23 protein-coding genes and 1 tRNA gene are annotated in these 22388 nt (G+C 38.6%); 5 read left to right on the top strand and 19 right to left on the bottom strand.

Going from position 1 to position 22388, the window contains the following annotated elements; translation table 11 throughout:
- Positions 1–121: 121 nt before the first annotated feature.
- From I6F43_RS09900 to I6F43_RS09880, 5 genes are read right to left on the bottom strand one after another with little or no spacing between them, the layout of a single operon-like run.
- Positions 122–1663, bottom strand: coding sequence for a serine hydrolase (locus I6F43_RS09900; RefSeq protein WP_197102081.1), 1542 nt, complete (start codon positions 1661–1663; stop codon positions 122–124).
- A 15-nt stretch (positions 1664–1678) separates the two neighbouring features.
- Complete coding sequence (locus tag I6F43_RS09895; protein WP_101217085.1) at positions 1679–2173, bottom strand: gamma-glutamylcyclotransferase family protein; 495 nt, start codon at positions 2171–2173, stop codon at positions 1679–1681.
- A 26-nt stretch (positions 2174–2199) separates the two neighbouring features.
- Complete coding sequence (locus tag I6F43_RS09890) at positions 2200–2838, bottom strand: LysE family translocator (RefSeq protein WP_007586498.1); 639 nt, start codon at positions 2836–2838, stop codon at positions 2200–2202.
- Positions 2839–2849: 11 nt separating this feature from the next.
- Positions 2850–3623, bottom strand: a complete 774-nt coding sequence (locus I6F43_RS09885; RefSeq protein ID WP_007586497.1) for a hypothetical protein — start codon at positions 3621–3623, stop codon at positions 2850–2852.
- 29 nt (positions 3624–3652) lie between these two features.
- A complete protein-coding gene (locus I6F43_RS09880; RefSeq protein ID WP_007586492.1) occupies positions 3653–4138 on the bottom strand; it encodes a CreA family protein in 486 nt (161 codons plus the stop codon).
- Between the two features lie 207 nt (positions 4139–4345).
- Here I6F43_RS09880 and I6F43_RS09875 point away from each other — a divergent pair, with 207 nt between their 5' ends.
- Positions 4346–4675 carry a 5-carboxymethyl-2-hydroxymuconate Delta-isomerase gene (locus tag I6F43_RS09875; protein WP_002957818.1) on the top strand — a complete coding sequence of 110 codons (330 nt, stop codon included), beginning with the start codon at positions 4346–4348 and terminating at the stop codon, positions 4673–4675.
- Between the two features lie 320 nt (positions 4676–4995).
- On the opposite strand, the gene I6F43_RS09870 is transcribed toward I6F43_RS09875, so the two are convergent.
- From I6F43_RS09870 to I6F43_RS09855, 4 genes are all read right to left on the bottom strand, one after another.
- Positions 4996–5072, bottom strand: a tRNA-Ile gene (locus I6F43_RS09870).
- A 247-nt stretch (positions 5073–5319) separates the two neighbouring features.
- Positions 5320–5826 carry a hypothetical protein gene (locus tag I6F43_RS09865; RefSeq protein WP_101162741.1) on the bottom strand — a complete coding sequence of 169 codons (507 nt, stop codon included), beginning with the start codon at positions 5824–5826 and terminating at the stop codon, positions 5320–5322.
- 379 nt (positions 5827–6205) lie between these two features.
- Positions 6206–6364 carry a YqaE/Pmp3 family membrane protein gene (locus I6F43_RS09860; protein ID WP_002957822.1) on the bottom strand — a complete coding sequence of 53 codons (159 nt, stop codon included), beginning with the start codon at positions 6362–6364 and terminating at the stop codon, positions 6206–6208.
- A gap of 72 nt (positions 6365–6436) precedes the next feature.
- The gene (locus I6F43_RS09855; RefSeq protein ID WP_101162740.1) at positions 6437–7003 is read right to left on the bottom strand and encodes a BON domain-containing protein; all 567 of its coding nucleotides are present in this window, start codon (positions 7001–7003) and stop codon (positions 6437–6439) included.
- A gap of 328 nt (positions 7004–7331) precedes the next feature.
- Here I6F43_RS09855 and I6F43_RS09850 point away from each other — a divergent pair, with 328 nt between their 5' ends.
- Positions 7332–7994 (top strand): LiaF domain-containing protein, encoded by a 663-nt coding sequence (locus tag I6F43_RS09850; RefSeq protein ID WP_101164314.1) that lies wholly within the window; start codon positions 7332–7334, stop codon positions 7992–7994.
- 44 nt (positions 7995–8038) lie between these two features.
- Here I6F43_RS09850 and I6F43_RS09845 read toward each other — a convergent pair whose 3' ends face one another.
- Positions 8039–8455: a VOC family protein gene (locus I6F43_RS09845; RefSeq protein ID WP_165735436.1), complete on the bottom strand. Its 417-nt coding sequence runs from the start codon at positions 8453–8455 to the stop codon at positions 8039–8041.
- Positions 8456–8731: 276 nt separating this feature from the next.
- On the opposite strand from I6F43_RS09845, the gene suhB reads away from it, so the two are divergent.
- Positions 8732–9535 (top strand): inositol-1-monophosphatase, encoded by an 804-nt coding sequence (gene suhB / locus I6F43_RS09840; protein ID WP_197102079.1) that lies wholly within the window; start codon positions 8732–8734, stop codon positions 9533–9535.
- 53 nt (positions 9536–9588) lie between these two features.
- Here the strand turns inward: suhB and I6F43_RS09835 are convergent, their stop codons facing one another.
- The 6 genes from I6F43_RS09835 to queA all read right to left on the bottom strand — a co-directional run bounded on the left by I6F43_RS09835 (position 9589) and on the right by queA (position 16252).
- Complete coding sequence (locus I6F43_RS09835; RefSeq protein WP_197102077.1) at positions 9589–10398, bottom strand: substrate-binding periplasmic protein; 810 nt, start codon at positions 10396–10398, stop codon at positions 9589–9591.
- Between the two features lie 314 nt (positions 10399–10712).
- Positions 10713–11660, bottom strand: coding sequence for a protein translocase subunit SecF (gene secF / locus I6F43_RS09830; protein ID WP_024590595.1), 948 nt, complete (start codon positions 11658–11660; stop codon positions 10713–10715).
- Positions 11661–11669: 9 nt separating this feature from the next.
- Positions 11670–13529 (bottom strand): protein translocase subunit SecD, encoded by a 1860-nt coding sequence (secD, locus tag I6F43_RS09825; protein WP_010554381.1) that lies wholly within the window; start codon positions 13527–13529, stop codon positions 11670–11672.
- A 19-nt stretch (positions 13530–13548) separates the two neighbouring features.
- The gene (gene yajC, locus I6F43_RS09820) at positions 13549–13884 is read right to left on the bottom strand and encodes a preprotein translocase subunit YajC (RefSeq protein ID WP_007586472.1); all 336 of its coding nucleotides are present in this window, start codon (positions 13882–13884) and stop codon (positions 13549–13551) included.
- Between the two features lie 25 nt (positions 13885–13909).
- Complete coding sequence (gene tgt, locus I6F43_RS09815) at positions 13910–15037, bottom strand: tRNA guanosine(34) transglycosylase Tgt (RefSeq protein WP_007586471.1); 1128 nt, start codon at positions 15035–15037, stop codon at positions 13910–13912.
- A gap of 183 nt (positions 15038–15220) precedes the next feature.
- Positions 15221–16252 (bottom strand): tRNA preQ1(34) S-adenosylmethionine ribosyltransferase-isomerase QueA, encoded by a 1032-nt coding sequence (queA, locus tag I6F43_RS09810; RefSeq protein WP_010554380.1) that lies wholly within the window; start codon positions 16250–16252, stop codon positions 15221–15223.
- A gap of 187 nt (positions 16253–16439) precedes the next feature.
- On the opposite strand from queA, the gene I6F43_RS09805 reads away from it, so the two are divergent.
- Together I6F43_RS09805 and I6F43_RS09800 are read left to right on the top strand one after the other, a co-directional pair.
- Entirely contained in the window at positions 16440–18971 is a 2532-nt protein-coding gene (locus tag I6F43_RS09805) for a two-component system response regulator (protein WP_165722424.1), read from the top strand.
- Between the two features lie 181 nt (positions 18972–19152).
- Entirely contained in the window at positions 19153–19365 is a 213-nt protein-coding gene (locus I6F43_RS09800) for a hypothetical protein (RefSeq protein ID WP_121953757.1), read from the top strand.
- A 24-nt stretch (positions 19366–19389) separates the two neighbouring features.
- Here the strand turns inward: I6F43_RS09800 and I6F43_RS09795 are convergent, their stop codons facing one another.
- From I6F43_RS09795 to I6F43_RS09785, 3 genes are all read right to left on the bottom strand, one after another.
- Positions 19390–20310 (bottom strand): hydrogen peroxide-inducible genes activator, encoded by a 921-nt coding sequence (locus I6F43_RS09795; RefSeq protein WP_007586467.1) that lies wholly within the window; start codon positions 20308–20310, stop codon positions 19390–19392.
- 82 nt (positions 20311–20392) lie between these two features.
- Positions 20393–21661 (bottom strand): inorganic phosphate transporter, encoded by a 1269-nt coding sequence (locus tag I6F43_RS09790; protein ID WP_007586466.1) that lies wholly within the window; start codon positions 21659–21661, stop codon positions 20393–20395.
- A gap of 39 nt (positions 21662–21700) precedes the next feature.
- Positions 21701–22378, bottom strand: coding sequence for a TIGR00153 family protein (locus I6F43_RS09785; protein WP_024600191.1), 678 nt, complete (start codon positions 22376–22378; stop codon positions 21701–21703).
- Between the last annotated feature and the right edge of the window lie 10 nt (positions 22379–22388).

The following is a 22388-nucleotide window of genomic DNA, read 5'->3' as shown; positions in this document are numbered from 1 at the left end:
AAATGCTCCTAGCCAAAGTAAATTGAATGCTTAATATAACAAAGCCACCGACGGGTGGCTTTGCGACTTTGGTTTATATTGATACTTTAAATATCGATACCTTGAATATCAATATTATTAGCTATTTTGCTTTTAAATGCAGGTTTCTAAAATCAAAGCTAAAGTCGGTAACTTGTGTTGATACTGCACGCATTTTAGCGCTGTTTACACGATTTTGTGAGCTCATTTCAAAACGAATAAACGCATCCGCTTCAAGCAGCTTTTCATCCCACTTAACTATAAATGTATTACCAGTGTAATGCTCAAGAGTGCCTTTTAAGCGCTTGGTATGCGTAAAATCAATATGCAATTTACTATCAAGCTGCTCAATAATTACATCGCCATACCAATCATCATGTAATGTACCGGTGTAATTAATGTTTGGTAATTGTGGTTGGTAGTCGGCGGGGGCTTCTGGTTTTGCATTAGCGTACGCGTGTTGTTTACCTTCAAAATGACTTTTAGCTAAATCCTCTACCCAGTCTTTATCTTCAAGCTCAAGTGCATCTTCAAGTACTTCATGGGTTACTGCCGAAAGTGCACCGAAAGCTTGTTGATTAGATAAAATAACAATACCGAGTTTTTTCTCAGGCAATAAAGTAACTTGCGATACCATCCCTAAAATACCACCGCCATGACCTAGCTTTTTAAAGCCGTGGTAGTCTTCAATACTCCAACCTAACCCATAACCCCTAAACTGCTGATGATACGATTCAAACGCATTTTTAGACGCCATAGACGTAATATGTGGGTGCCACATTTGCGCTTGTTGCTTTTCGCTAAAAAGCTGCTCGCCACTTGGCATTTTACCGCCCGCTAATTGCGTACGAAGCCATTGGCTCATGTCGCTTACACTTGAAGCAATGGCACCTGCGCCTCTAAAATCTTCTAGGTAATTCACAAAAAATGGATGAAGCGTGCCATCCATAGGAATATGACCTGTCGCCCAGTTTTTATTACTTTTTGGAATACGTGAAAATCCCGCGCGTGAGTTATCCATGTGCAGCGGCTGTAATATATTTTTTTCGATGTAATCGTTCCAGCTGATACCCGACACACGTGCAACCACCTCACCAGCGGTAACAAACATCAAGTTGTTATAAGCATACTTACTACGAAAACTGCTCGCTGGTTTTAAATACTGTAATCCCGCTAAAATTTCATCAACTGACTTATCGGTACTTGGCCAAATCATTAAATCGCCCTGCCCAAGCCCTAGCCCACTGCGGTGACTTAATAAATCACGAATACGCATTTCGCGTGTTACGTATGAGTCGTATAATCTAAACTCTGGTAAATGATCAATTACGCGGTCATCCCAGCTTAACTTCCCCTCATCAACCAACTTGGCAAGCGCTGCTGTTGTAAACGCTTTCGTGTTTGAAGCAATACCAAACAAGGTGTCTTTGTTTACTTTTTTGTTGGTATCGAGGTTAGTTACACCAAAGCCTTTAGCAAATATTACTTTATCGTTTTCAACAATGGCGACTGCCATACCGGGTACGTCAAAACGCGCCATTGACGCTTTAATAACGTCATCAATTTTGTTGGTATCAACTTGTGCCCAGCTACTAAACGAAGTGCCTGCTAGTAGTGCAATTGCGGCAAGCTTGGTTAATTTCATATCAATCCTATTTTATTATTTTTGATGAACTGCAAATTCAATTGCTGCGCGCTCTTGATTGGTATCGCTTTTTTGTGCGCGATTTAATATCGCATCACTGTATTCTTTTGGTACGCCCGCTTCAAGTGATCCGCGATGAACGTGTTTTATGTACCAATCGTATGGGAGTACATCGCTGTCATGGGTATTAGCTATATAACAATGTGCAGTTACAGTCTCACCCGTTAAAAGCGTTGGGGCTATATCTACGCAGTCGTAACCTATGCCCTCAATACCATCTAAAATAACTTTTTCATCTTCATTAAGCTCATAAATAACGCCGTAAACCAGCGCGCCTTCTTTATCGCTTGGGCAAATACTGCATTTGCCAGAGCCATCTTTAAATAGCATATCAAAAGTTAGCTCGTAACCTTTAAGTACCGCTGTTCCTACACGCTTTACATTAGGTAAGCGCGCTAACAAACGATTAGATGACATATTAGAGCCAAACGAAAAATTATATAACGGCATTTTATCTCCTGTACTTTTTAAATAAGTTAAATAACAACACGTACTGCAAGGGCAATTAAAATAACGCCAATTCCACGGTCAAACCAATAACCGCGTTGTTGGAAAAAACCCCTTACATTATTTCTAGAAAGTATTATTGAAAGCATTGAAAACCACGCCCAAGTAGCCAATGCCATGTACACACCGTAACCGACCTGTACGCTAGTCGGTGTTGTTGGGCTAATCACGAGTGTAAATAACGACATAAAAAATAACGTGGCTTTTGGGTTTAATGCATTTGTGAAAAAGCCGCGCCTAAAAGCAAGCCAAACGGATTCTTCTTGGACGGTTTTGTTTTCAACATCTTTTGCAGCCTCGCCTTCATTACTTGCTGGAGGTTTTGCAGCTCTGAGTGCTTGTACGCCTAAATAAGCTAAATATGCACCGGCAAGATACTTAAGCGCCATAAATAAACTAGGCGATTGCGTTAAAATAAGCGCAACACCTAAAACGCAATAGGCAACGTGCAGTAAAATAGCAGCGCCAACACCGGCGCTTGTCCACAATGCATTGCGCCTTCCTTGTTGCACACTTTGCTTAAGTACTACGGCAAAGTCAGGCCCTGGGCTTGCTACTGCAAAAAAATGAGCAATAACAATCAGTAAAAATTCATCTAAGTATTCCACGCAGATCCTTGCTAGTTTGGCGAATAAGCTAATAACAGCGGGTTAGCCGAGTTATTTACCAATGCTTTAATTTCTTTTTGTGCTTTTTTAAACTGACCACGTAAATGCGGCTTTAAATGCTTTTTAGACACTTTATCGTTTTTAAAGTAGCTAATCAGGGCATGCATAAATACCGTATGTGTTTCACTTAACTTAGCTTCACGGTTAGCGTATGGATTATAACAAGAGCCACAACCGCCTTTAAACTGATACACCGTGTTGCTCATCATCACACCAAATCCTAAAAAACAAGCAAGCGCATCGGCAGCTTGTGGTAAATACTCCCTTCCTCCTGGCGGTAGCACCCCAACGTGATGAATAAGTATGGTGGCCAGAGTACCCGCATAACTTGCCACTAAATCTTGTGGCTGATTAATCTGATTAGGATTAAAAGAGATACTGACCTTATGGCTTGGCGGCACAATTAAATGACTGCCTTCGCCACGTATTTCATCACTAAATTCAAAGTGCGGAAAAACTTGCGGTTGTAACTGCTGAGGTGCGACTAATTGAATAGGCCATGCATTCATACCCGCGTAATTAGTAACGCGGGTAAAAACATTACTCGCCATCTCTTCAATGCTCGATACCGAATCGGGGAAAAAAGTGGCCGTTGGCAGTATTATTTGAGTGTGCTTTGTAAAAAACTCAGCATCAAAATTTTCTACAGCCCAAATAAATGTATCAATAAGCCATTGCTGCTCTTGATCTTCCAATAAAGGTGCCGATTTAAATAAAGCTAACATAAGGTGCTCTTATAAGTTTTAGTGCTAGATTAGTTTTTTTGTGTAAGCGCCCAATCCCACGCTTGAGTATTGTATAGCGGCACTGTTGATAGTGCATGGTGGTGGCTACCACTGGATTCTTTAGTTGAATACGATAAGTACAATAAAGTACGATTCTCAGCATCGTAAATACGGCGCACTTTTAGTGATTTAAATAATATACTTTTAGATGATTTGAATATCACCTCGCCCGACTTGCTACGGTCTATTTTTTGTAGCTGCTGCGCTGTAATAGGACCTGTTTGACGACATGCTATAGACATATCAGACGGATCAGAAAAGTCCAAATTAGCCTCTATATGACTAATATGACAAGTAACACCTTTAAGGATTGGATCTTGCTGCGAATTAACCACAACATCTTTAGTTGTAAATAATCCCAGACTTACCGATGCAACATCGTCAGAGCAAGCACTTAATGTAACAACTGCACCTGTAAGTAAAGCTAAACGTTTAAATTTTTGTGGTAATTTCATACTTATCCTTAATTAATATATAAGTAACTTAGCACCTACGTTACTAAGCGAAGGTTCACCTGTTTGTTTTTATACTAACATCAAAAATAAATACGACTAAATTAGTTTAAAGTAAAGATTTTAGATAGCTCAGGGTTTAGCGAACCCTGTTGTATTTGATACAATTAACTCTCGCTCATGCAGTAACTCATAATAGGAAACGCCTAAATGCCGCACATTATTATTGAACACTCAGAAGACCTCCCTGTTTTACCACAAGTACTGGTAGAAAAAATTCACACTACCGCTTTCGAAAGTAACTTATTTGAATTAGAAACCATCAAAACACGCGCTATTGCTTATCAGCAATATCAACTTGGCGCAGGAAAATCAGGGTTTATACATATCGCGGTACATATTTTAGCGGGACGCTCAATTGAGCAAAAACAAATGTTAAGCGAACTGCTACTTTCATGCTTAAAAACATACTGCAGAGCATCAGACAGTTTAAGCGTAAATATTTACGATATTGAGCATGAGATATACCGTAAAAATTAGTTAACTCTTGTAGTTTTGAGCAATAGAAGTAAACACTAGTAAGTAAAAAGCCCCAATAGGGGCTTTTTTGTCTTCTGAAATCAGATGCAGCTCATTATTATTTACAAAACAGAGCATGAATAGCGTCCGATCTAACGCTGGAATTTAATAGTGCATTCGCACTCTTTCAAATTTAAGAAAGCTTAGCTTAATCTATGGATTAACTTTATTTAAATTATATTTATTATTAGGGGTAAATAAAGAATAATAAATTACACGATATTAAATTCATGTAGCATTAAATAATTTGAGTAGGTATTTTTTTGGAAAGTTTGTAAAAGTGGTGGCCCCTCCCAGACTCGAACTGGGGACCTAACGATTATGAGTCGTGTGCTCTAACCAACTGAGCTAAGGGGCCAACTTTTATATAACTGCTAGGCAGTTAATTTTTGAAGCGTTCAGTCACAGAGCGACTAAAGCGGGTTGCAGTATAAAAACTTTTTAGGTGCTTGTCACTACCAAACACCTTTATTTTAACAATCAGTAAGCTAACTGCTTAAATAGTAATCTTTTAGGTGGGTATAAGCATAAAATGTAAGATATTTCCCATGATATTTTCTGCATTAAATTATAAAAACCTTCCCCCCACATGTAGTCTTTTATATTTAACGCTCTACTTTTTTAAGTAAAGCTAACATATATGTGTAGGCATACAAGGCTGTAAAAAATATGCTTGGGGCTACTGTAAGTGCCAAATTAGGTGTCTGATTAATTACATTCACCATAATCACTAAGCTCGATTGAACAGTAATCGGAATAATAGGCGCAAAAAGTACACCTGCTATTTTTTTGTTACCTAAATACGAGGCGCTAGAGTTAATTGCATTATTGAAGCTTTGTCGTATTGCTACGTTTTGTGGTGTTTTAGAATGAAACATACAAATAATTGGAGTTACAAACGCAAGCGTTACATAACTAGACTTATACTTGTTGACGACCTTTTCTAAAATAAAAGTAAAAAACAGCGTTACAAATCCACTATACAAACCTTGTACTAATGCAGCTTGAAACGTGACAGATTTAGCAATATCTGCCGAACTATTTGCCCAGTAGGCCCAACTAAAATAAAAAACGAATGACACAACGCCTGACAGTATAAGTCGAATATTCAATTAGCTACCTCAATATGCGTAAAAACTTGGTTTAATGATAACACTAGAAGTGATGGTAATATTGCCACTTAATAATAGAGCAATTAATCGCGTATTGTAGATATATAAACAAACTAATGTTAAAGACTTCCTAAATGGCATCAATACAGAATCAGAACACTGCTGTTAGTTAGAAAGCTTAATTGAAGTAAACGATAGGTGTGGCTGAGGGAATGTTGGGAGTGAGTTACAAGAAATAAATCACTTAGTTTGAGTCAATTAAAAATTAGATTTTGATAAAAAATATTTACTTTAAAAACTGATATTGTGAGCCGATCAGTACTGAAGTTTTTATTTAGCTAAACCTCAGTAGTCGGCTTACACAATATATAATCTGTCATTATTTTTTCGCAATAATGTAGATTGCATGTATTAACCCTGGGAAATAACCTAGCAGTGTTAATAAAATATTTAACCAAAAATGCATACCTAAGCCAACTTGCAAAAACACACCTAATGGCGGTAATAAAACCGAAAGTATTATACGAATAATATCCATGACTAAACTCCATTTAAATTAAGCATTAAAAAGACGTAAAGCCCAGTGTTAGTGGGCCTTAACTATACTGTATTATTCAGCAACAATAGCTAGTTTATCAACTACGTCACGAACATCTTCAGCATTTTTAGCAATTTTAACTGCTAGTTGTTTTTCAGCTTCAGACTCTACTGAACCGTTCAGAGTTACAATACCATTGTCGGTATCAACATCGATGTCTGTACCACCAACTTCTGAATCAAACAGGAAGCGAGTTGTGATTACAGTGGTGATTTTAGCGTCCGTTAAGTCGTTATCATCATCGTCCATCATGTCTTTGCTTCTATCTTTTGTGTCCATGCTTTTAACAACGGTAAGGCTGTTTTCAACATCAGATACGCCATCTAGGCTAAGTACAAGTTCTTCTGCTAGCTCTTTATCAAGCTCGCTATTAACTTTACCTGTAAGTACTACCTTGCCATTTTTTACATCAGTGTTAATGTCAAAGTTGTTTAGATTAGTGTTCATAAGTAGAACTGTTTCTGCCTTACCATCAATCCAAGCATCTTTACTTTCGTTTTCCCAGCTGTTTGCTTGGGCACCCATAGCCGTAGTACCAAGAACTAGAGCTGCGATAATAGATTTGTTAAATGTTTTCATAATCTTTCTCCTTTTGATTAAAGACACTTTAACTAATGCGAGCTTTAGGCCAACTTTATTTATATATATATTTCAATAACTTGATGTAACTTTGGGATAAGGCACTATCTATAGCTGTGTAACTATTTACAGGCTACTCGGTAAAACTTTCTCAAATAGTGAAAATAACTAGATAATTGCATTTTTGGTTAATCTATCGTTAATATAACAAAACATAAAACATCATTTAAAATTAAATCATTGATAATTAAGGTTATTATATTTGGTGCGTGCTTTGCATATAAACATCAAGAGCTGTATTAATAGTAAATATAATAAGGAATGCCCCATGTCTGTAAAAGTCGAAGACCGCCCAATAGAGCAAGTACGCGAACAAGTAATTGATCAATTAATTTATAATTACAGTCATGGGGTTATTTCTGTTGATGCATTTGAGAGACGCTTAGATAACGCGATGGATGCACCTAATAACGAAGCTCTTTTAGCCTTAGTAGAAGATTTAACACTTAATACTGATCAGCAATATAAAGCAGAAAAACAATCGCAATTTACACCACATTATAGTGCACAACAAAACAGTGATGATGATTTTACATTACGCAGCATTTTAGGCTCTAACGAGCGAAGCGGTCAGTGGGTCGTGCCAAAGAATATATATTTGAGTAACTTTATGGGATCGGTGGTGCTAGATTTTACCGATGCCATTTTTGCGCATCAAAATGTAACTATTCACGTTAACTGTATTTTTGGTAGCGATGAGATTTACGTACCAGAGCATGTAAATGTAGTGTCTAAAATGTTTTGTATTTTAAGTAGTCTTGAAAATAAATCTGTGTCGCTTAACAAACGCCAAGGTCCTACTATTCATATTGAAGGAAAGGCAGTTATGGGATCGGTTGAAGTAAAAATAAAGCGCACAATTAAAGAAAAATTTATGAGCTTTGCAAATGAGCTAAAAACCCAGTTTGGCACGGGTAATAATAGCCGCTAACTATAATTGAGTAGCAGCACTTTAGCGTGCTGCTTGGTATTTTATTATAAATCGTTATTTCGCTCGCTTGGTATGTCACTTAAATACTCTACAAATTCCACCTCAAACCCGGCGGGATCAATAAAGTAGACATTCTTTCTGAAAGGATTCTCGCTACCTTGCTTGCTTACTGTAAAACCCACTTTATTTAAGCGCATTACTACTGCGCTTAAATTATTAGTTACATAAGCAAAGTGTGCAAAACCAATTTGATGGCCCGATAAGTTTCTGTTTTCACCCTCACCATGATCGCTTATCGCAATGTAATGCGTGTCATCTCCAAAGTGTACCCAGCGTCTTGGTTTTCCATGCCAATCGCCTCTGCCCTCACTTCTAATCGACCAATGTGGAAATACAGCGCGATAAAATTTAAGCATGCTATCTATATCACTCGCGACTAAGTTTACGTGCTCTAAATGCATAATGTTGTCCTATCAATTAAGTTAGGAGCACGATAAAACCTCAAGCTAACTTTAGGTAAAGCGTTATTTAAAATTAATTCGATTTAATAAACACATAAAGGAACATAATGACTTATTAATTGCTCATTATTATTTTTTAAAAATATATACACATTTCAATCTTGTATAAAAAACAAACATAAGTATTTGGGGTTTATTGTTTACTTTATGTCAAAAGTCGCTAAAATACGCCGGCTGAAATATATAAACGTTCTTTTACAACCCAAAGGTAATACCATGCATCCAATGTTAAACATTGCGGTTCGCGCTGCGCGCAACGCAGGCAAAATTTTACTTCGCGCAAGTGAAGATTTATCAAAAGTTGAAGTGCAACAAAAAGGCGCTAACGACTTAGTAACTAACATTGATAAAGAAGCCGAAGCCGTAATTCGTGACACTATTTTACAGTCTTACCCTACTCACTCTGTTGTTGGTGAGGAATTAGGTGAGCATAAAGGCAAGGATGATGATTACCAATGGATTGTAGATCCTATCGATGGAACAACTAACTTCATCAAAGGTATCCCTCATTACGCGGTTTCTATCGCACTTAAAGTTAAAGGTCGTTTAGACCAAGCTGTTATTTATGATCCAATTCGTGGCGAGCTTTTCACTGCGTCTCGCGGACAAGGCACTCAGTTAAACAGCAAACGTCTACGTGTTAGCAAAACGACGGTCCTTGCAGGCACTGTACTTGCTACTGGCTTCCCTTTCAAAAACAAAAACCACATGGACGCATACACTGAAGCGTTTAAAGCATTGTTTGTACACACTGCAGACATTCGCCGCGCAGGTTGTTCTGCTTTAGATATGGCATACGTTGCAGCTGGTCGTGTTGATGGATTTTTTGAAATTGGTTTAAAACCTTGGAACTCTGCTGCAGGCGAACTTATGGTTAAAGAAGCGGGCGGTATGGTTGTAGATTTCGCTGGTGGTAATAACTATAACCACAGCGGCAATATTATCTGTGGTTCACCAAAATTGACTCAAGCAATTATTCGTGAAATTCGTCCAGTACTAACTGAGTCGTTACTTCGCTAATTTGATGCTATTAATAGCATGCTAAAAAGGAGCTCAGGCTCCTTTTTTTGTGTCTAAAAATAAGGATTATCTAGCTTGAGTTCTACTGTTTTACCTTTTTCGTAAGGTAATGTATTTAAATCCTTCGCAAAGTATTCATCAAACAACGTATCAAACTCACCATTTTTTTGCATTATTTTAAGCCCTTTTTTAATTGCCACTGCAAGCTCTGGCTTACTATTTGATACAAAATAATAAAATCCTGTTGGGTAACTTATATATAAGTTAGGTACTATCACTAGGTTGCTTTCTTTATTAGCTAGAAGCTCTGAATTAACCTCGATGAATGAACGTGGAAAGTAATCAATACGCCCTGCACTTGTTAAGGCAAACATAGCCTGATAATTTGCAAACGGTCTTATATGCAAGCCATTAAATGCCATTATTTTTGTATCTGGCCAATCATGACCTTGCACCGCAGAAAGCTTACCTAACTGCCCTAAGCTAGTAATACCTTTAAATCTAGCAATGCTGTTCTTACTTGTTAATAGTGCCCTTTTACCTATGTAGCCTTTAAACAATGGGATTTTAATCGCAATAGCTAAAGACTCTCTTTCGGGGCTGCTCATACTCCAGTATAAATCTAAATTTTTTGTATCTAGTGCTATTAAAGTACGTTGTTGATGGGGATGAATTAAAACGGGGTTAATCTCTGCAGGGTATTGTGCGCTCACCAATGCTTTTTCTAATAGCTCGTTAAGGTAGTCGTCACGAGCATATTGCACACGCTGCTCCTGCGCTACATTTACGATATTTACGTCACTTGCTAAAGCGCTGCATATAAACAAACTTACTACGTTAACTAAATACTTTAATGGCAACATAATTATCACCTTAGTTATTATCGGTAGTTTTAACAGTTATTATTGATAGTTTAAATTATCGCGTTATTTAAGCTAAATAGCTTCCAGCGCCTAAATATAAGATGACGATATTATGTAACTGTACTTATTAATAACCGCGCTATTAATACTTATTTTAAATACATAGTACGACGTTACACTCATGGCGTGCTCTACAAAGTTAGCACTGTTTATTCATACTTGCACAGTAAAGCTAAAACAATCGTGAGCATAAATATATTACAGGCAATAAAAAACCGCTCAATGAGCGGTTTTTTAAAGTAGTTACAAAACCATTACGGCATTGCGTCTAGGTCTGCACCTTCTTTTTCAATTACTTCTGGTATTAAGTCTTCTTTGCTTACGCCCATTGCTATAGCAACAGAGCTCGCAACATAAATCGAAGAATAAGTACCAATAAACACACCAAATAGCAATGCAGTTGCAAAGCCATGAATGGTTTGTCCGCCCCATGCAAACAAAGCAATCAATACTAAAATAGTCGTGATTGATGTTACAAGTGTACGATTAAGTGTTTGCGTAAGTGAAATATCAATAATTTCTACAGTATCGTCAATGCGCACTTTGCGGAAGTTTTCACGTATACGGTCAGATACAACAATTGTATCGTTAAGTGAATAACCTATTACCGCAAGAATTGCCGCTAATATAGTTAAATCAAACTCTAAACCTAATATCGAAAATAAACCCACAGTAATAATAACATCGTGTAGTAGTGCACCTACCGCACCCACAGCAAAGCGCCATTCAAAGCGAAACGCAACGTAGATTAAGATACAAATAAGTGCAGTTAACATGGCAAGGCCACCCTGCTCTTTTAAGTCTTCACCTACGCTTGGGCCTACAAACTCAATACGGCGCATTACTACGCTGTCGTCTGCTTTTTTAAGCGCATCAATTACTTGGTTACCAATCACTTCAGCTTTTACATCGCTACCGCGTGGTGCTAAGCGAACTAAAATCTCTTGGCTTGAACCAAATAGCTGCACTGATGCATCAGCAAAACCATTATCAGCTAGTGCATCACGTACTTTTTTAAGATCAGCCGGTTGTGAAAAACCCACTTCTACCGCCGTACCGCCGGTAAAATCTAAACCAAAGTTTAGGCCCTTAACAAAAATTGATGCAAACGACGCTAAAATTAATAACGTCGAAAAACCCATAGCCACTTTTCGAAGAGACATGAAACGAAGGGTTCTACTACCCAAACTTAAAATTTGCATGTCAGCTCCTTAAATCGAAAGTTTATCAATACGTTTACCACCAACAAATAAGTTGATTACCGCACGGGTACCAACGATGGCTGTAAACATTGAAGTTAAAATACCAATCGCAAGTGTTACTGCAAAGCCCGCTATTGGGCCGGTACCTACTGCAAACAGTATAATGGCAGCAATTAGCGTGGTGATGTTGGCATCGAATATAGTGCTAAATGCGCTATCGTAGCCAAAATGAATTGCTTGTTGAGGGCTTCGGCCATCGGCTAGCTCTTCACGGATACGTTCAAAAATAAGTACGTTAGCATCAACCGCCATACCTACCGTTAATACAATACCGGCAATACCAGGTAGCGTAAGTGTAGCGCCTGGAATTAAAGACATAACACCAACAATCAGTACTAAGTTAGCCGCAAGAGCAAGGTTTGCAACCATACCAAAGCCTTTGTAGTACACAAGCATAAACACAAGTACAAACGCAAAACCAAGTGCAACCGCAGTCATACCCGCTTCAATATTTTCTTGACCTAAACTTGGACCTACAGTGCGCTCTTCAACAATTTGAATTGGTGCTACAAGCGCACCTGCACGAAGTAGCAAACTTAAGTTATGTGCTTCAGCTGGGTTATCGATACCTGTAATACGGAACGAGCGATCAAGACGTGCTTGAATTGTTGCTACGTTAATAACTTCTTCAACCTTAATAGGCGGAAGCGCTTTACCGTCTGCATCTTTTTTACCTGATGGCTTATATTCAATAAATACCGTTGCCATACGCTTACCAATAGCACGTTTGGTAAAGGCATTCATTTTTGCCCCACCTTTGCTATCTAGCGTAATACTCACTTGCGGGCGTTGGTATTCATCAGCGCCAGATTGCGCGCCAGTAATATGACTGCCTTCTAGAATAATACGCTTTTTAAGTACAACAGGGTAACCGTCGCGGCTCATGATCATTTCAGTACCCGCTGGGATACGACCTTGAGCAGCAGCGCTGATATCAGCGTTTTCGTCTACTTCGCGAAATTCAAGTGTTGCTGTTGCGCCTAAAATTTCTTTAGCGCGTGCTGTGTCTTGAATACCTGGTAGTTGAACAATAATACGCTCAGCGCCTTGGCGTTGTACGTTAGGTTCTGCAACACCAATTTGGTTGATACGGTTACGAATAATCGTTTCATTTTGCTTGATAGCGTAGTCACGAATTTCTTTGAGTTTTTGCTCACTCATTGTCGCAAAAAATGCTTTATCGTTACTGCTGTCATCAATGTAGACATTTAGCGGGTAGCGAGTTTCTAAGAAGCTCTCTGCTGCGTCTTTATCTGCTTCGGTACGCATTTCTACACGCATACGATCGGAGCCTGCTACGCGGCGAACACTACGGTAACGTAGTTTTTCTTCGCGCAGGTCGCTACGAAAATCTTGTTCCATTTGCTCAAGCTGGTTATCAACCGCTGTTGCCATGTCGATTTCCATGGTGAAATGTACGCCACCACTTAAATCAAGACCTAGCTTCATAGGGTTACCACCAACCGCTTTTAACCAAGCTGGTTGAGCAGGTGCCATATTAATAGCAGAAATGTAATCGTCGCTCAGCGAATCACGCAGTAAGTCATGCGCTTTAAGCTGTTCTTCAACATTTTTTAAACGAACTAAAATTTGCCCATCTTCAAGTATTGTCGATTTAGCGGTTACATTATTTTTTTCAAGGATTGCGTTTACTTTGTCTACAACACTGAGATCGACATCAGCGCCTTTAGCACCTGAAACTTGTATAGCCGGATCGCGACCATACAAGTTTGGAGAGGCATATAAAAGGCCAATGGCTACCACAGCTAAAACAAGTAAATACTTCCAAACTGGAAACTTGTTTAACACGGGGTCGTCCTTATTATTTTTATAGCGACTTCATTGTGCCTTTTGGCAATACTGCAGATACTGCAGATTTTTGTACTGTTACTTCTGCCTGCTCGTTTAAAGAGATAACGATGAAATCTTTCTCTTCAGAAATCTTCACAATTTTACCCACTAAACCGCCTTGGGTAAGTACTTCATCGCCTTTAGCCATCATACTCATTAAGCTTTTGTGCTCTTTAACGCGCTTAGCTTGCGGGCGGTAGATTAAAAAGTAAAAAACCAAACCGAAAATAGCTAACATTATTAGCATTTCCCAACCACCGCTTGCCGCAGGTTGACCAGCTGCTGCGTGTGCATTTGAAATAAATAAACTCATGATACTTCCTCTTTAATTTTAAAGTTTAATTTTTTATATCTACTAGCTCTGGCACGTCTTGGCCTCGGCGAGCATAAAAATCTTGTACAAATTCTTCTAATTTACCTTCGCTAATTGCATTACGTAAACCTTCCATAACACGTTGATAGTAACGTAAGTTATGAATTGTGTTTAGTCGCGCACCTAAAATTTCGTTACATTTATCAAGGTGATGCAAATAAGCTCGTGAATAGTTTCCACACGTATGGCAATCACACTCAGGATCAAGTGGCCCTGTGTCTGTTTTATGTACTGCGTTACGTATTTTAACTACACCTGTGGTAATGAATAAATGGCCGTTACGCGCATTACGTGTTGGCATAACACAGTCAAACATATCAATACCACGGCGAACAGACTCAACTAAATCCTCTGGCTTGCCTACACCCATAAGGTAGCGTGGTTTGTCTTCTGGCATTTTAAACGCACAATGATCAAGAATATTCATCATTTCGTTTTTAGGCTCGCCTACTGATAGACCACCTAATGCATAGCCATCAAAGCCAATTTCTTCTAAGCCTGCTTGCGATTGTGCACGTAATTCTGGGTACATACCACCTTGAATAATACCAAACAAAGCAGATGGATTGTCGCCATGCCCTTCTTTTGAACGCTTAGCCCAACGAAGAGATAACTCCATAGAATCTTTAGCTTCTTTTTCAGTTGCTGGGTATGGCGTACACTCGTCAAAAATCATAACGATGTCTGAGCCTAAGTCGCGCTGTACTTCCATCGACTTTTCAGGCGACATCATAATTTCATCACCATTTACTGGAGATTGAAATAACACGCCTTCTTCAGTGATTTTACGCATTGCGCCTAAGCTAAATACTTGGAAACCGCCTGAGTCAGTTAAAATTGGGAAATCCCAATTCATAAAGTCGTGTAAATCACCATGTTGCTTAATGATTTCAGTACCTGGGCGAAGCATTAAATGAAAGGTATTACCTAAACATATTTGCGCACCAGTGGCTTTTACTTCATCTGGCGTCATACCTTTTACAGTACCGTAAGTACCAACAGGCATAAATGCAGGTGTTTCTATTACACCACGGTCAAAAATTAAGCGGCCGCGGCGCGCTTTTCCGTCAGTACAATCTAATTCAAATTTCATATCATCCTCAATGTCGGAAAAACAGTCCAACAAGCTATAATTTAACCGCTCGATTCTACCCTTTTTGCCTCATTAATACTATTAGCTGCGATAAATTCAATCTTGCTTATTACGCTAAACAAAAACCCCAGCAACGAAGCTGGGGTTTTTAATGTTTTTTACTGAGTATTAAATAACAAGCTGTTACTTGCGTGTTAAAAACATCGCATCACCGTAACTAAAAAAGCGGTATTTTTGTTCAATTGCGGTATTGTATGCGCCCATAATATTGTCTTGTCCGCTAAAAGCACTTACTAACATAATGAGTGTTGACTCAGGTAAGTGAAAATTAGTGACCATGGCATCAACAACATTAAATTGGTAACCCGGAAAAATAAATATATCGGTATCACCAAAATACGTATCTAACTTGCCGCCGTGAACTTTAGCTGCCGACTCTAATGAGCGTACTGAAGTTGTGCCAACCGCAATTACACGCCCGCCACTTGCTTTGGTTTGTGCAACGGCAGCAACTACATCATCGGGCACTTCTATGTACTCGGAATGCATTACATGCTCATCAACACTATCCACTCGTACTGGCTGAAAAGTACCGGCGCCAACGTGCAAAGTAACAAAAGCCATGTTTACACCTTTATCTTTTAGTGCCGTCATTAACTTATCGTCAAAATGTAAGCCCGCTGTTGGCGCAGCAACTGCACCTGGCTTTTCTCCATAAACAGTTTGGTAACGCTCGCGATCAGCTTCGGTATCAGGTCGGTCAATATAAGGAGGCAGTGGCATATGACCAATATCATTAAGTATATCTAGCACGTTTTGGCTATGATCAAACTCAAGCTCAAATAATGTATCGTGGCGTGCAACCATTATTGCTTTAGCTTTGCCTTCAAGAATAACTTCGTTACCAACCTTAAGCGACTTGCTCGCGCGTACGTGCGCAAGTACGCGATGTTCATCTAGCACTCGCTCTACAAGCACTTCAACTTTGCCGCCAGAGGCTTTTTGACCAAACATACGTGCTGGAATAACGCGTGTATTGTTAAAGACTAACAAATCGCCTTCGTTTACTAAATCAAGTATGTCGCTAAACACTTTATGTTCTAGAGTTCCGCTTGGGCCATCTAAAGTAAGTAAACGGCTGCTAGTTCTGTCCGCTTTAGGAAAACGAGCTATTAATTCATCAGGTAAGTCAAAGCTAAAGTCAGCCACGCGCATAATTAGTAATCCACATCATTTAAAATCGCGCCAAGTGTATATGTATCGGATATTAAGCTCAAGAAATCAGCCAAACTTATAATATCTTGTTTGCGTGTTTATCATTAAATTTTCTTGTTCTTATGGTTAAATGTCACTATTCTTGTTCGGCTGAATTATTATAAGTTACATTAGGGGTGTTCAACACGTGCCAAACCAGCTTAAATTGCTAATATTAAACGCAAGTAGTGCTGAACGCCGCGCGATTAAAGGCACTTTAGATAGCTTAAATGTATTTACCTTTATTGATGCGCAAGATAGCCAACAAGCTTTAAAGCTTTTAAAACAACACCCTGTTGATATTATAATAACGGGCATTAATGTTGGGAAAATTGACGGCTGGCGCTTTTCGAGGATGATCCGCTCAGGATTATTAAAAACACCGAAAAACACCCCAATTTTACTTATTCCGCCAATTTACTGTGAGCGTATTGCAGAAACAACAGCCCGAAGCTACGGGATAGATGCTGTACTGCCGTTTGAACATAAAGACATGCTCCCTCAAGTACTTGCGAATGTTTTATCTACTCACTTAGAAAAAAGTAGCCGGCTAAACTTATTATTATTAGAGCCACTTCAAAATACGGCCGACAAAATAAGTGAACAGTTAAAGTTAAACTTTGCTATTACTCACGTTACCTCAGCCAAAGCAGCACTAAACGCTTACAACCAACAGCAGTTTTCAATTGTGCTACTCGATGCCACTACATCAAGTGCAGAGAGCTCGAGTGTACTCGTTGAAGAAATCCTACAGCACAATTCTAAACAAGCTATTGTTACAATTATAGAAAGTGATGATGCTGATTACGCTGAGCAGCTTTTGCTGTCTGGTGTTACCGATTTTATTAGAGCCCCATACGACCCTTCATTTTTAAATAAAGTGTGTGACCATGCCGCACGACGTGAAGATTTTATGGTGAGTTATGCTGAGTTTGCTTACAAAGTAGAGCAGCTAAGCGTGAGCGAAGTGCGTTACAAAGAGTTATTTTCGGCTCATCAGCGTATTTTATTGCATTTGAATACGGTTGTTTTAGAGCTTGATCAGCAAGGGCATATTCGTTTTATTAACCCTGCATGGGAGACATTAAGCGGTTTTGGTGTTAAATCATCACTACAAACCCCATTAAGCGCTTATTGTAATAACGAAGATAAAGGAAGACTAAATTATACTATTAATGACATTTTACATGGTGGCGAGCAACAGCAACAAATAGAAGTAAAGCTCACCCATAAAAATGGCAATTTAATCTGGGTCGAATGCAGATTACAGCTAATCAAAAATAGTCGTAATAACGCGACCATAACCGCCACTATCGACAACATACACGAACGTAAACAAGCAGAAATTCAACTACGTCATTTAGCACACCATGACCCATTAACTGGTTTACATAACCGTTATTACTTTGATCAACAGCTTAATAAAATATGCCAAGATAAATACACGTATGATGGCATAGAGCATGCTGTTATTTATATTGACCTCGATCACTTTAAAATAATAAACGACAGCAAAGGTCACCACCAAGGTGACATAGTATTAAAAGAAGTGGCGCAATTATTTAAAACAAATATTGGCGAAGACCATTTGGTGTGCCGAATAGGCGGCGATGAGTTTGCAGTCATACTTACCGATATGAATTTACTGGATGCACACCTTATTGCAGAAGGTGTGTGTAGTGCGATAGAAAAACATGCTTTTAAATCAGAAGATCAGATATACACTATTAGCTGCTCTATTGGTTTAACTCAAATTACGACACAAAATAACGACCCTAATGAGTGTTTAAAACAAGCCGATATTGCTTTGTATATTGCCAAAAATTTAGGGCGTAACTTAGTACATTGCTACTCAAAAGAGGACGCTCAAAACAATACGCTTCAAACTGGGCTTGAATGGGGTCACGAAATTCGACAAGCACTGCAGCAAGATAATATTGAACTGCATTACCAACCTATTTGGGATTTTAAAGAGTGTAAAGTTGCTTATTTTGAAGCGCTCTTACGCTTAAAACTCAAAGGTAAACTTGTGTACCCAAATCAATTTATTCCCTCTTTAGAGATGCTTAACGACACATTTTTGATGGATCAATGCGTTATACGTAATGCCGTTGCTTGTGTGTCTAAGCACCCAGAGTTAAACCAAGTTGCTATTAATTTGTCAGCACAATCATTCTTAGATGAACGCTTATTGCCATTAATTGAATCAAATCTTGAAAAGTATAACGTGCCCCCTTCGCGGATAATTTTTGAAATAACTGAATCAGCAAGTATTAACAACTTAAAAGCGACTCGTAAAATGATTGAGAAGCTTAATAGCTTAGGCTGTCATTTTTCTATTGACGATTTTGGAACTGGCTTTAGTACATTTAACTATTTAAAGCAGCTTCCAGCACAACATGTAAAAATTGATGGCTCATTTGTAAGCGACATGCTTAATGACCCTATAGACTTAGCGTTAGTAAAAGCAATAAATGATATTAGTCGGTCTCTCGATAAGCGCTCTGTAGCTGAGTACGTTGAAAACGAAGAGATATTTTTTGCACTAAAAGAGATAGGTGTTGATTATGGACAAGGCTACTTTATTGCACGCCCAGTACCTGTTGAAAAAGTAAAAGATGAGCTTGAAAAAATTTCAAAAAATAAAACGTTTTACCAACAACAAGCTAGCCCAAAATAAACAAAATTAAACAATTTGTTACTACCAATATTACCTTTCTTGCCTATACTTTCAGTATCAAATAAAAAATGTCGTGCATTTTAATGTATTTCACTTTAAAAACATGACATTACCTTTTGGCGACGTAGTACTGATATTTATAGTGGGTTTCAAAGCTATTTAAGCTTTTAAGGAGAAAGGTATGACACAGCTAGTTATGTTATTACTGATTATACATTTTGCAATCGCGTATCAGTGTTATCGTTACGCAAATATTAAAGGCTACCCAGTTAAGGTTTTTACTGTATTAGGTTGCGTGCCTTACTTTAACTTGGTGGTATGGATTTATTTACTATTTTTACCCGAACTTGAGCCTTTTGAAAGCCATTTTAAAAATCAAAAGCAGCCTTTATAGGCTGCTTTCATTCATTTACTATTCTTATTTAGAAAAATCTAAACTACATTGGCGCTTTAAAAATATCTCAAGCTGTTGACTAAATAACTTAAAGTCGCGGATCCGCCCCGTAGTTTTCCGCCACAATATGCCAATATCTCTATATGCATCGCTTTGTGATGGTGTTGCCACCATATTTTTATTATCTAAAATTCCGGCGTTAATCGCCATTTGTGGTAAAAAAGTCACCCCGAGCTGATGCTCAACCATACTCAATAATGTATGCAAGCTTGCTGCTTCAAATGGGTTAATACAACTAGCACGGTTTAAATGACATGCACTAAGCGCATGGCCTGTCATACAGTGCTCACGCTCGAGTAAGAATACGCTAGCCTCTGGTAATAGATTAAAGTCGACTACGCCCTTTGCAGCGCTGTAGTCCTTATGGTGCACTAAACTAAACTGATCTTTTGCCAATACTTGTGTATGAAATTTATCGGTTTCGTATGGCAGTGCAAGTAGCGCTAAATCAATATGCCCATGCTCAAGTTTATCCAGTAGCTTATCACTCGTATCTTCTATTAATACCAGCTCTAAATCACAAAAGGTTTCTTTACAAAAGTGATACAGAGGAGCCGCTATAAAGCTAGCAATTGTAGGTATAACACCCACCGTTAATTTACCACTCAGTGGTGTTAAAAAGCTTTTAGTGAGCTCTTTTAAACTAATTGTATCGTTAATTATTTTACGAGAGCGCTCAACAACCTCTTCACCAATACTGGTAAACATAAGGCTGCGATTTTCGCGTTCAATAAGCTGGCAACCCAACGTTTCTTCAAGATTTTGAATAGCACTGCTTAAAGTAGATTGCCCAATAAAACAGGCACTGGCAGCTCTGCCAAAGTGCTGATGTTGATGAACAGCTAATAAATACTGTAGCTGTTTGATACTTGGAAGATTGGTCATTTTTTCTTTCCACAAATAAAAAGACCCCAACACCTAGGGCATTGAGATCTTTTCAAGCTAAAAGTCTTTGAGTACTTTTTTGTTAAACCCCAAATGCGGTTCTTAGTACGTAGAAAATAACAATAGCAAGGGCAGCGCCAACTGGCAATGTAATTACCCAAGAAACTACAATGTTTCTGATAACACCCATGTTAAGTGCACCAATTCCACGTGCCATACCTACACCTAATACCGCACCTACTAAGGTTTGAGTAGTAGAGATTGGCATACCAGTACCTGATGCAATAACAACGGTAGAAGCAGCGGCTAGTTCAGCAGCAAAACCACGGCTAGGCGTTAAATGTGTAATGCCTTCACCAATCGTTTTAATTACTTTTTTGCCCAAAATAGCAAGACCCGCAACAATACCAAAACCACCTAGAGGTAGAATCCACCAAGCAATAGCCGCTTTTTTAGCAATTTCACCATTGTTTTCAACAATATTTACAACAGCAGCTAGTGGACCGATTGCATTAGCAACATCGTTAGAACCATGTGCAAAGGCCATACAACATGCTGTTAATACCATAAGAACAGCAAACACTTTTTCAACATTGTTGAATTGCATTTGTTTATCTGCTTTTGGATCGATATTTAAACGAGAAATAGCAATTTTACCAATTATAGCAACGACAACTGCTACAGCTATTGCTAAGGCGTACCCTTCGGCTGCACCTAAATCAACACCAACATGCTTTAAGCCTTTTTTAATTGTAACCAAGGCCATTATAAAACCTGCTAAACCCATATAAAGTGGTACATAGCGTTTAGCATTTTTTAGTGGTGCATCTGTATTAAAAATAAGTTTTTGTGCACTCATAAATATTAAGTATGCAATAAAGCCTGATATGGCGGGCGTTATAATCCAACTACCAACAATACCACCTACTTTATCCCATTGAATCGCCTCAGTACCAACAGCAACTAACGCAAAACCAATGATTGCACCAATGATTGAGTGAGTCGTTGATACTGGCCAACCCAAGAACGAGGCCATTAATAACCAAGCACCCGCTGCAAATAAAGACGAAATCATACCCAGAACCATAAGTTCAGGAATGTCTGCAAATGGTGCGGCATCGATAATTCCTTTACGAATTGTTGATGTAACCTCACCACCTGCTAAGTAAGCGCCTGCAAATTCAAAAATCATCGCTATAAAAATAGCTTGTTTGATTGTTAGCGCTTTTGAACCTACAGATGTGCCCATGGCGTTCGCTACGTCGTTCGCGCCAATACCATAAGCCATAAAAAAGCCGACTGCTGCGGCAATTAAAATTAATACCGTGCCGTAAGATGCAATGATATCCATTGTAAAACCTTAATCTTTCGTGTTTGAACTGATTTTAAATTAACGAGCTAACATCAGCTCAAGACGTGATCCTACGCGCTCTGCAATATCTGCAAGCTCGCCAACCCATTCAATGATTTTGTACAAAAACATAACATCAATTGGATTTAACTCACCCTCTACATCACGTAGCTGGCGGCGTACTTTTATCTGCATTTCGTCCGTGTCTTGTTCTATGGCATCCAATTCAACTAACATTTTTTCTACTAAGGTGACTTCTCGACCTTTAAAACCCGTTTCTAGCAATTCTTCTAACTCGTTAATTGCCTTTGATGCTTGTTTAGTCGCATCTACACAACGTGTTAAATAAGCTAAAAAGTCAGTTTGCATAACTTTTGGAATGGTCATTTCACGACCAATCACTCGCCCAGCTATGTCTTTCGCTTTATTGGCAATTTTATCTTGTTGAGTTACTAATTCGAGAAGATCTGTACGCTCTACCGGCATGAATAAACCACGCGGTAACTGTAAACGTATATCTCTTTTCATATCATCAGCTTCACGTTCTAAATTGCGAATAGTGATGCGAAGCTCTTCTGCCTGTACCCACTCTTCTTTAAATACGTGATTAAAAAAAGGTATCAAAGCTTTACTTGCTTGATGAACCTTCTTGATGTGTTCTTCCATTGGTTTGATAGGAGATTTTGCAAATACTCCTAAAAACGCGTTTGTAGGCATAACTGACCCT

The sequence above is a fragment of the Pseudoalteromonas sp. NZS71_1 genome (assembly GCF_015864305.1).
In the GTDB taxonomy this organism is placed as follows: domain Bacteria; phylum Pseudomonadota; class Gammaproteobacteria; order Enterobacterales; family Alteromonadaceae; genus Pseudoalteromonas; species Pseudoalteromonas arctica.
The sequence above is the reverse complement of the archived record's forward strand: the minus strand, read 5'-3'. Positions and strand labels throughout refer to the sequence as shown.

Coding starts and splice junctions, on each gene's coding strand:
- I6F43_RS09895 (WP_101217085.1), bottom strand. CDS start 2,173: ATGCCGTTATATAATTTTTCGTTTGGCTCTAATATGTCATCTAATCGT.
- secF (WP_024590595.1), bottom strand. CDS start 11,660: ATGCAAATTTTAAGTTTGGGTAGTAGAACCCTTCGTTTCATGTCTCTT.
- I6F43_RS09795 (WP_007586467.1), bottom strand. CDS start 20,310: ATGACCAATCTTCCAAGTATCAAACAGCTACAGTATTTATTAGCTGTT.
- I6F43_RS09850 (WP_101164314.1), top strand. CDS start 7,332: ATGTCTGTAAAAGTCGAAGACCGCCCAATAGAGCAAGTACGCGAACAA.
- I6F43_RS09845 (WP_165735436.1), bottom strand. CDS start 8,455: ATGCATTTAGAGCACGTAAACTTAGTCGCGAGTGATATAGATAGCATG.
- yajC (WP_007586472.1), bottom strand. CDS start 13,884: ATGAGTTTATTTATTTCAAATGCACACGCAGCAGCTGGTCAACCTGCG.
- queA (WP_010554380.1), bottom strand. CDS start 16,252: ATGCGCGTGGCTGACTTTAGCTTTGACTTACCTGATGAATTAATAGCT.
- I6F43_RS09900 (WP_197102081.1), bottom strand. CDS start 1,663: ATGAAATTAACCAAGCTTGCCGCAATTGCACTACTAGCAGGCACTTCG.
- I6F43_RS09860 (WP_002957822.1), bottom strand. CDS start 6,364: ATGGATATTATTCGTATAATACTTTCGGTTTTATTACCGCCATTAGGT.
- I6F43_RS09785 (WP_024600191.1), bottom strand. CDS start 22,378: ATGCCTACAAACGCGTTTTTAGGAGTATTTGCAAAATCTCCTATCAAA.
- I6F43_RS09800 (WP_121953757.1), top strand. CDS start 19,153: ATGACACAGCTAGTTATGTTATTACTGATTATACATTTTGCAATCGCG.
- I6F43_RS09855 (WP_101162740.1), bottom strand. CDS start 7,003: ATGAAAACATTTAACAAATCTATTATCGCAGCTCTAGTTCTTGGTACT.
- suhB (WP_197102079.1), top strand. CDS start 8,732: ATGCATCCAATGTTAAACATTGCGGTTCGCGCTGCGCGCAACGCAGGC.
- I6F43_RS09885 (WP_007586497.1), bottom strand. CDS start 3,623: ATGTTAGCTTTATTTAAATCGGCACCTTTATTGGAAGATCAAGAGCAG.
- I6F43_RS09835 (WP_197102077.1), bottom strand. CDS start 10,398: ATGTTGCCATTAAAGTATTTAGTTAACGTAGTAAGTTTGTTTATATGC.
- I6F43_RS09875 (WP_002957818.1), top strand. CDS start 4,346: ATGCCGCACATTATTATTGAACACTCAGAAGACCTCCCTGTTTTACCA.
- I6F43_RS09790 (WP_007586466.1), bottom strand. CDS start 21,661: ATGGATATCATTGCATCTTACGGCACGGTATTAATTTTAATTGCCGCA.
- tgt (WP_007586471.1), bottom strand. CDS start 15,037: ATGAAATTTGAATTAGATTGTACTGACGGAAAAGCGCGCCGCGGCCGC.
- I6F43_RS09880 (WP_007586492.1), bottom strand. CDS start 4,138: ATGAAATTACCACAAAAATTTAAACGTTTAGCTTTACTTACAGGTGCA.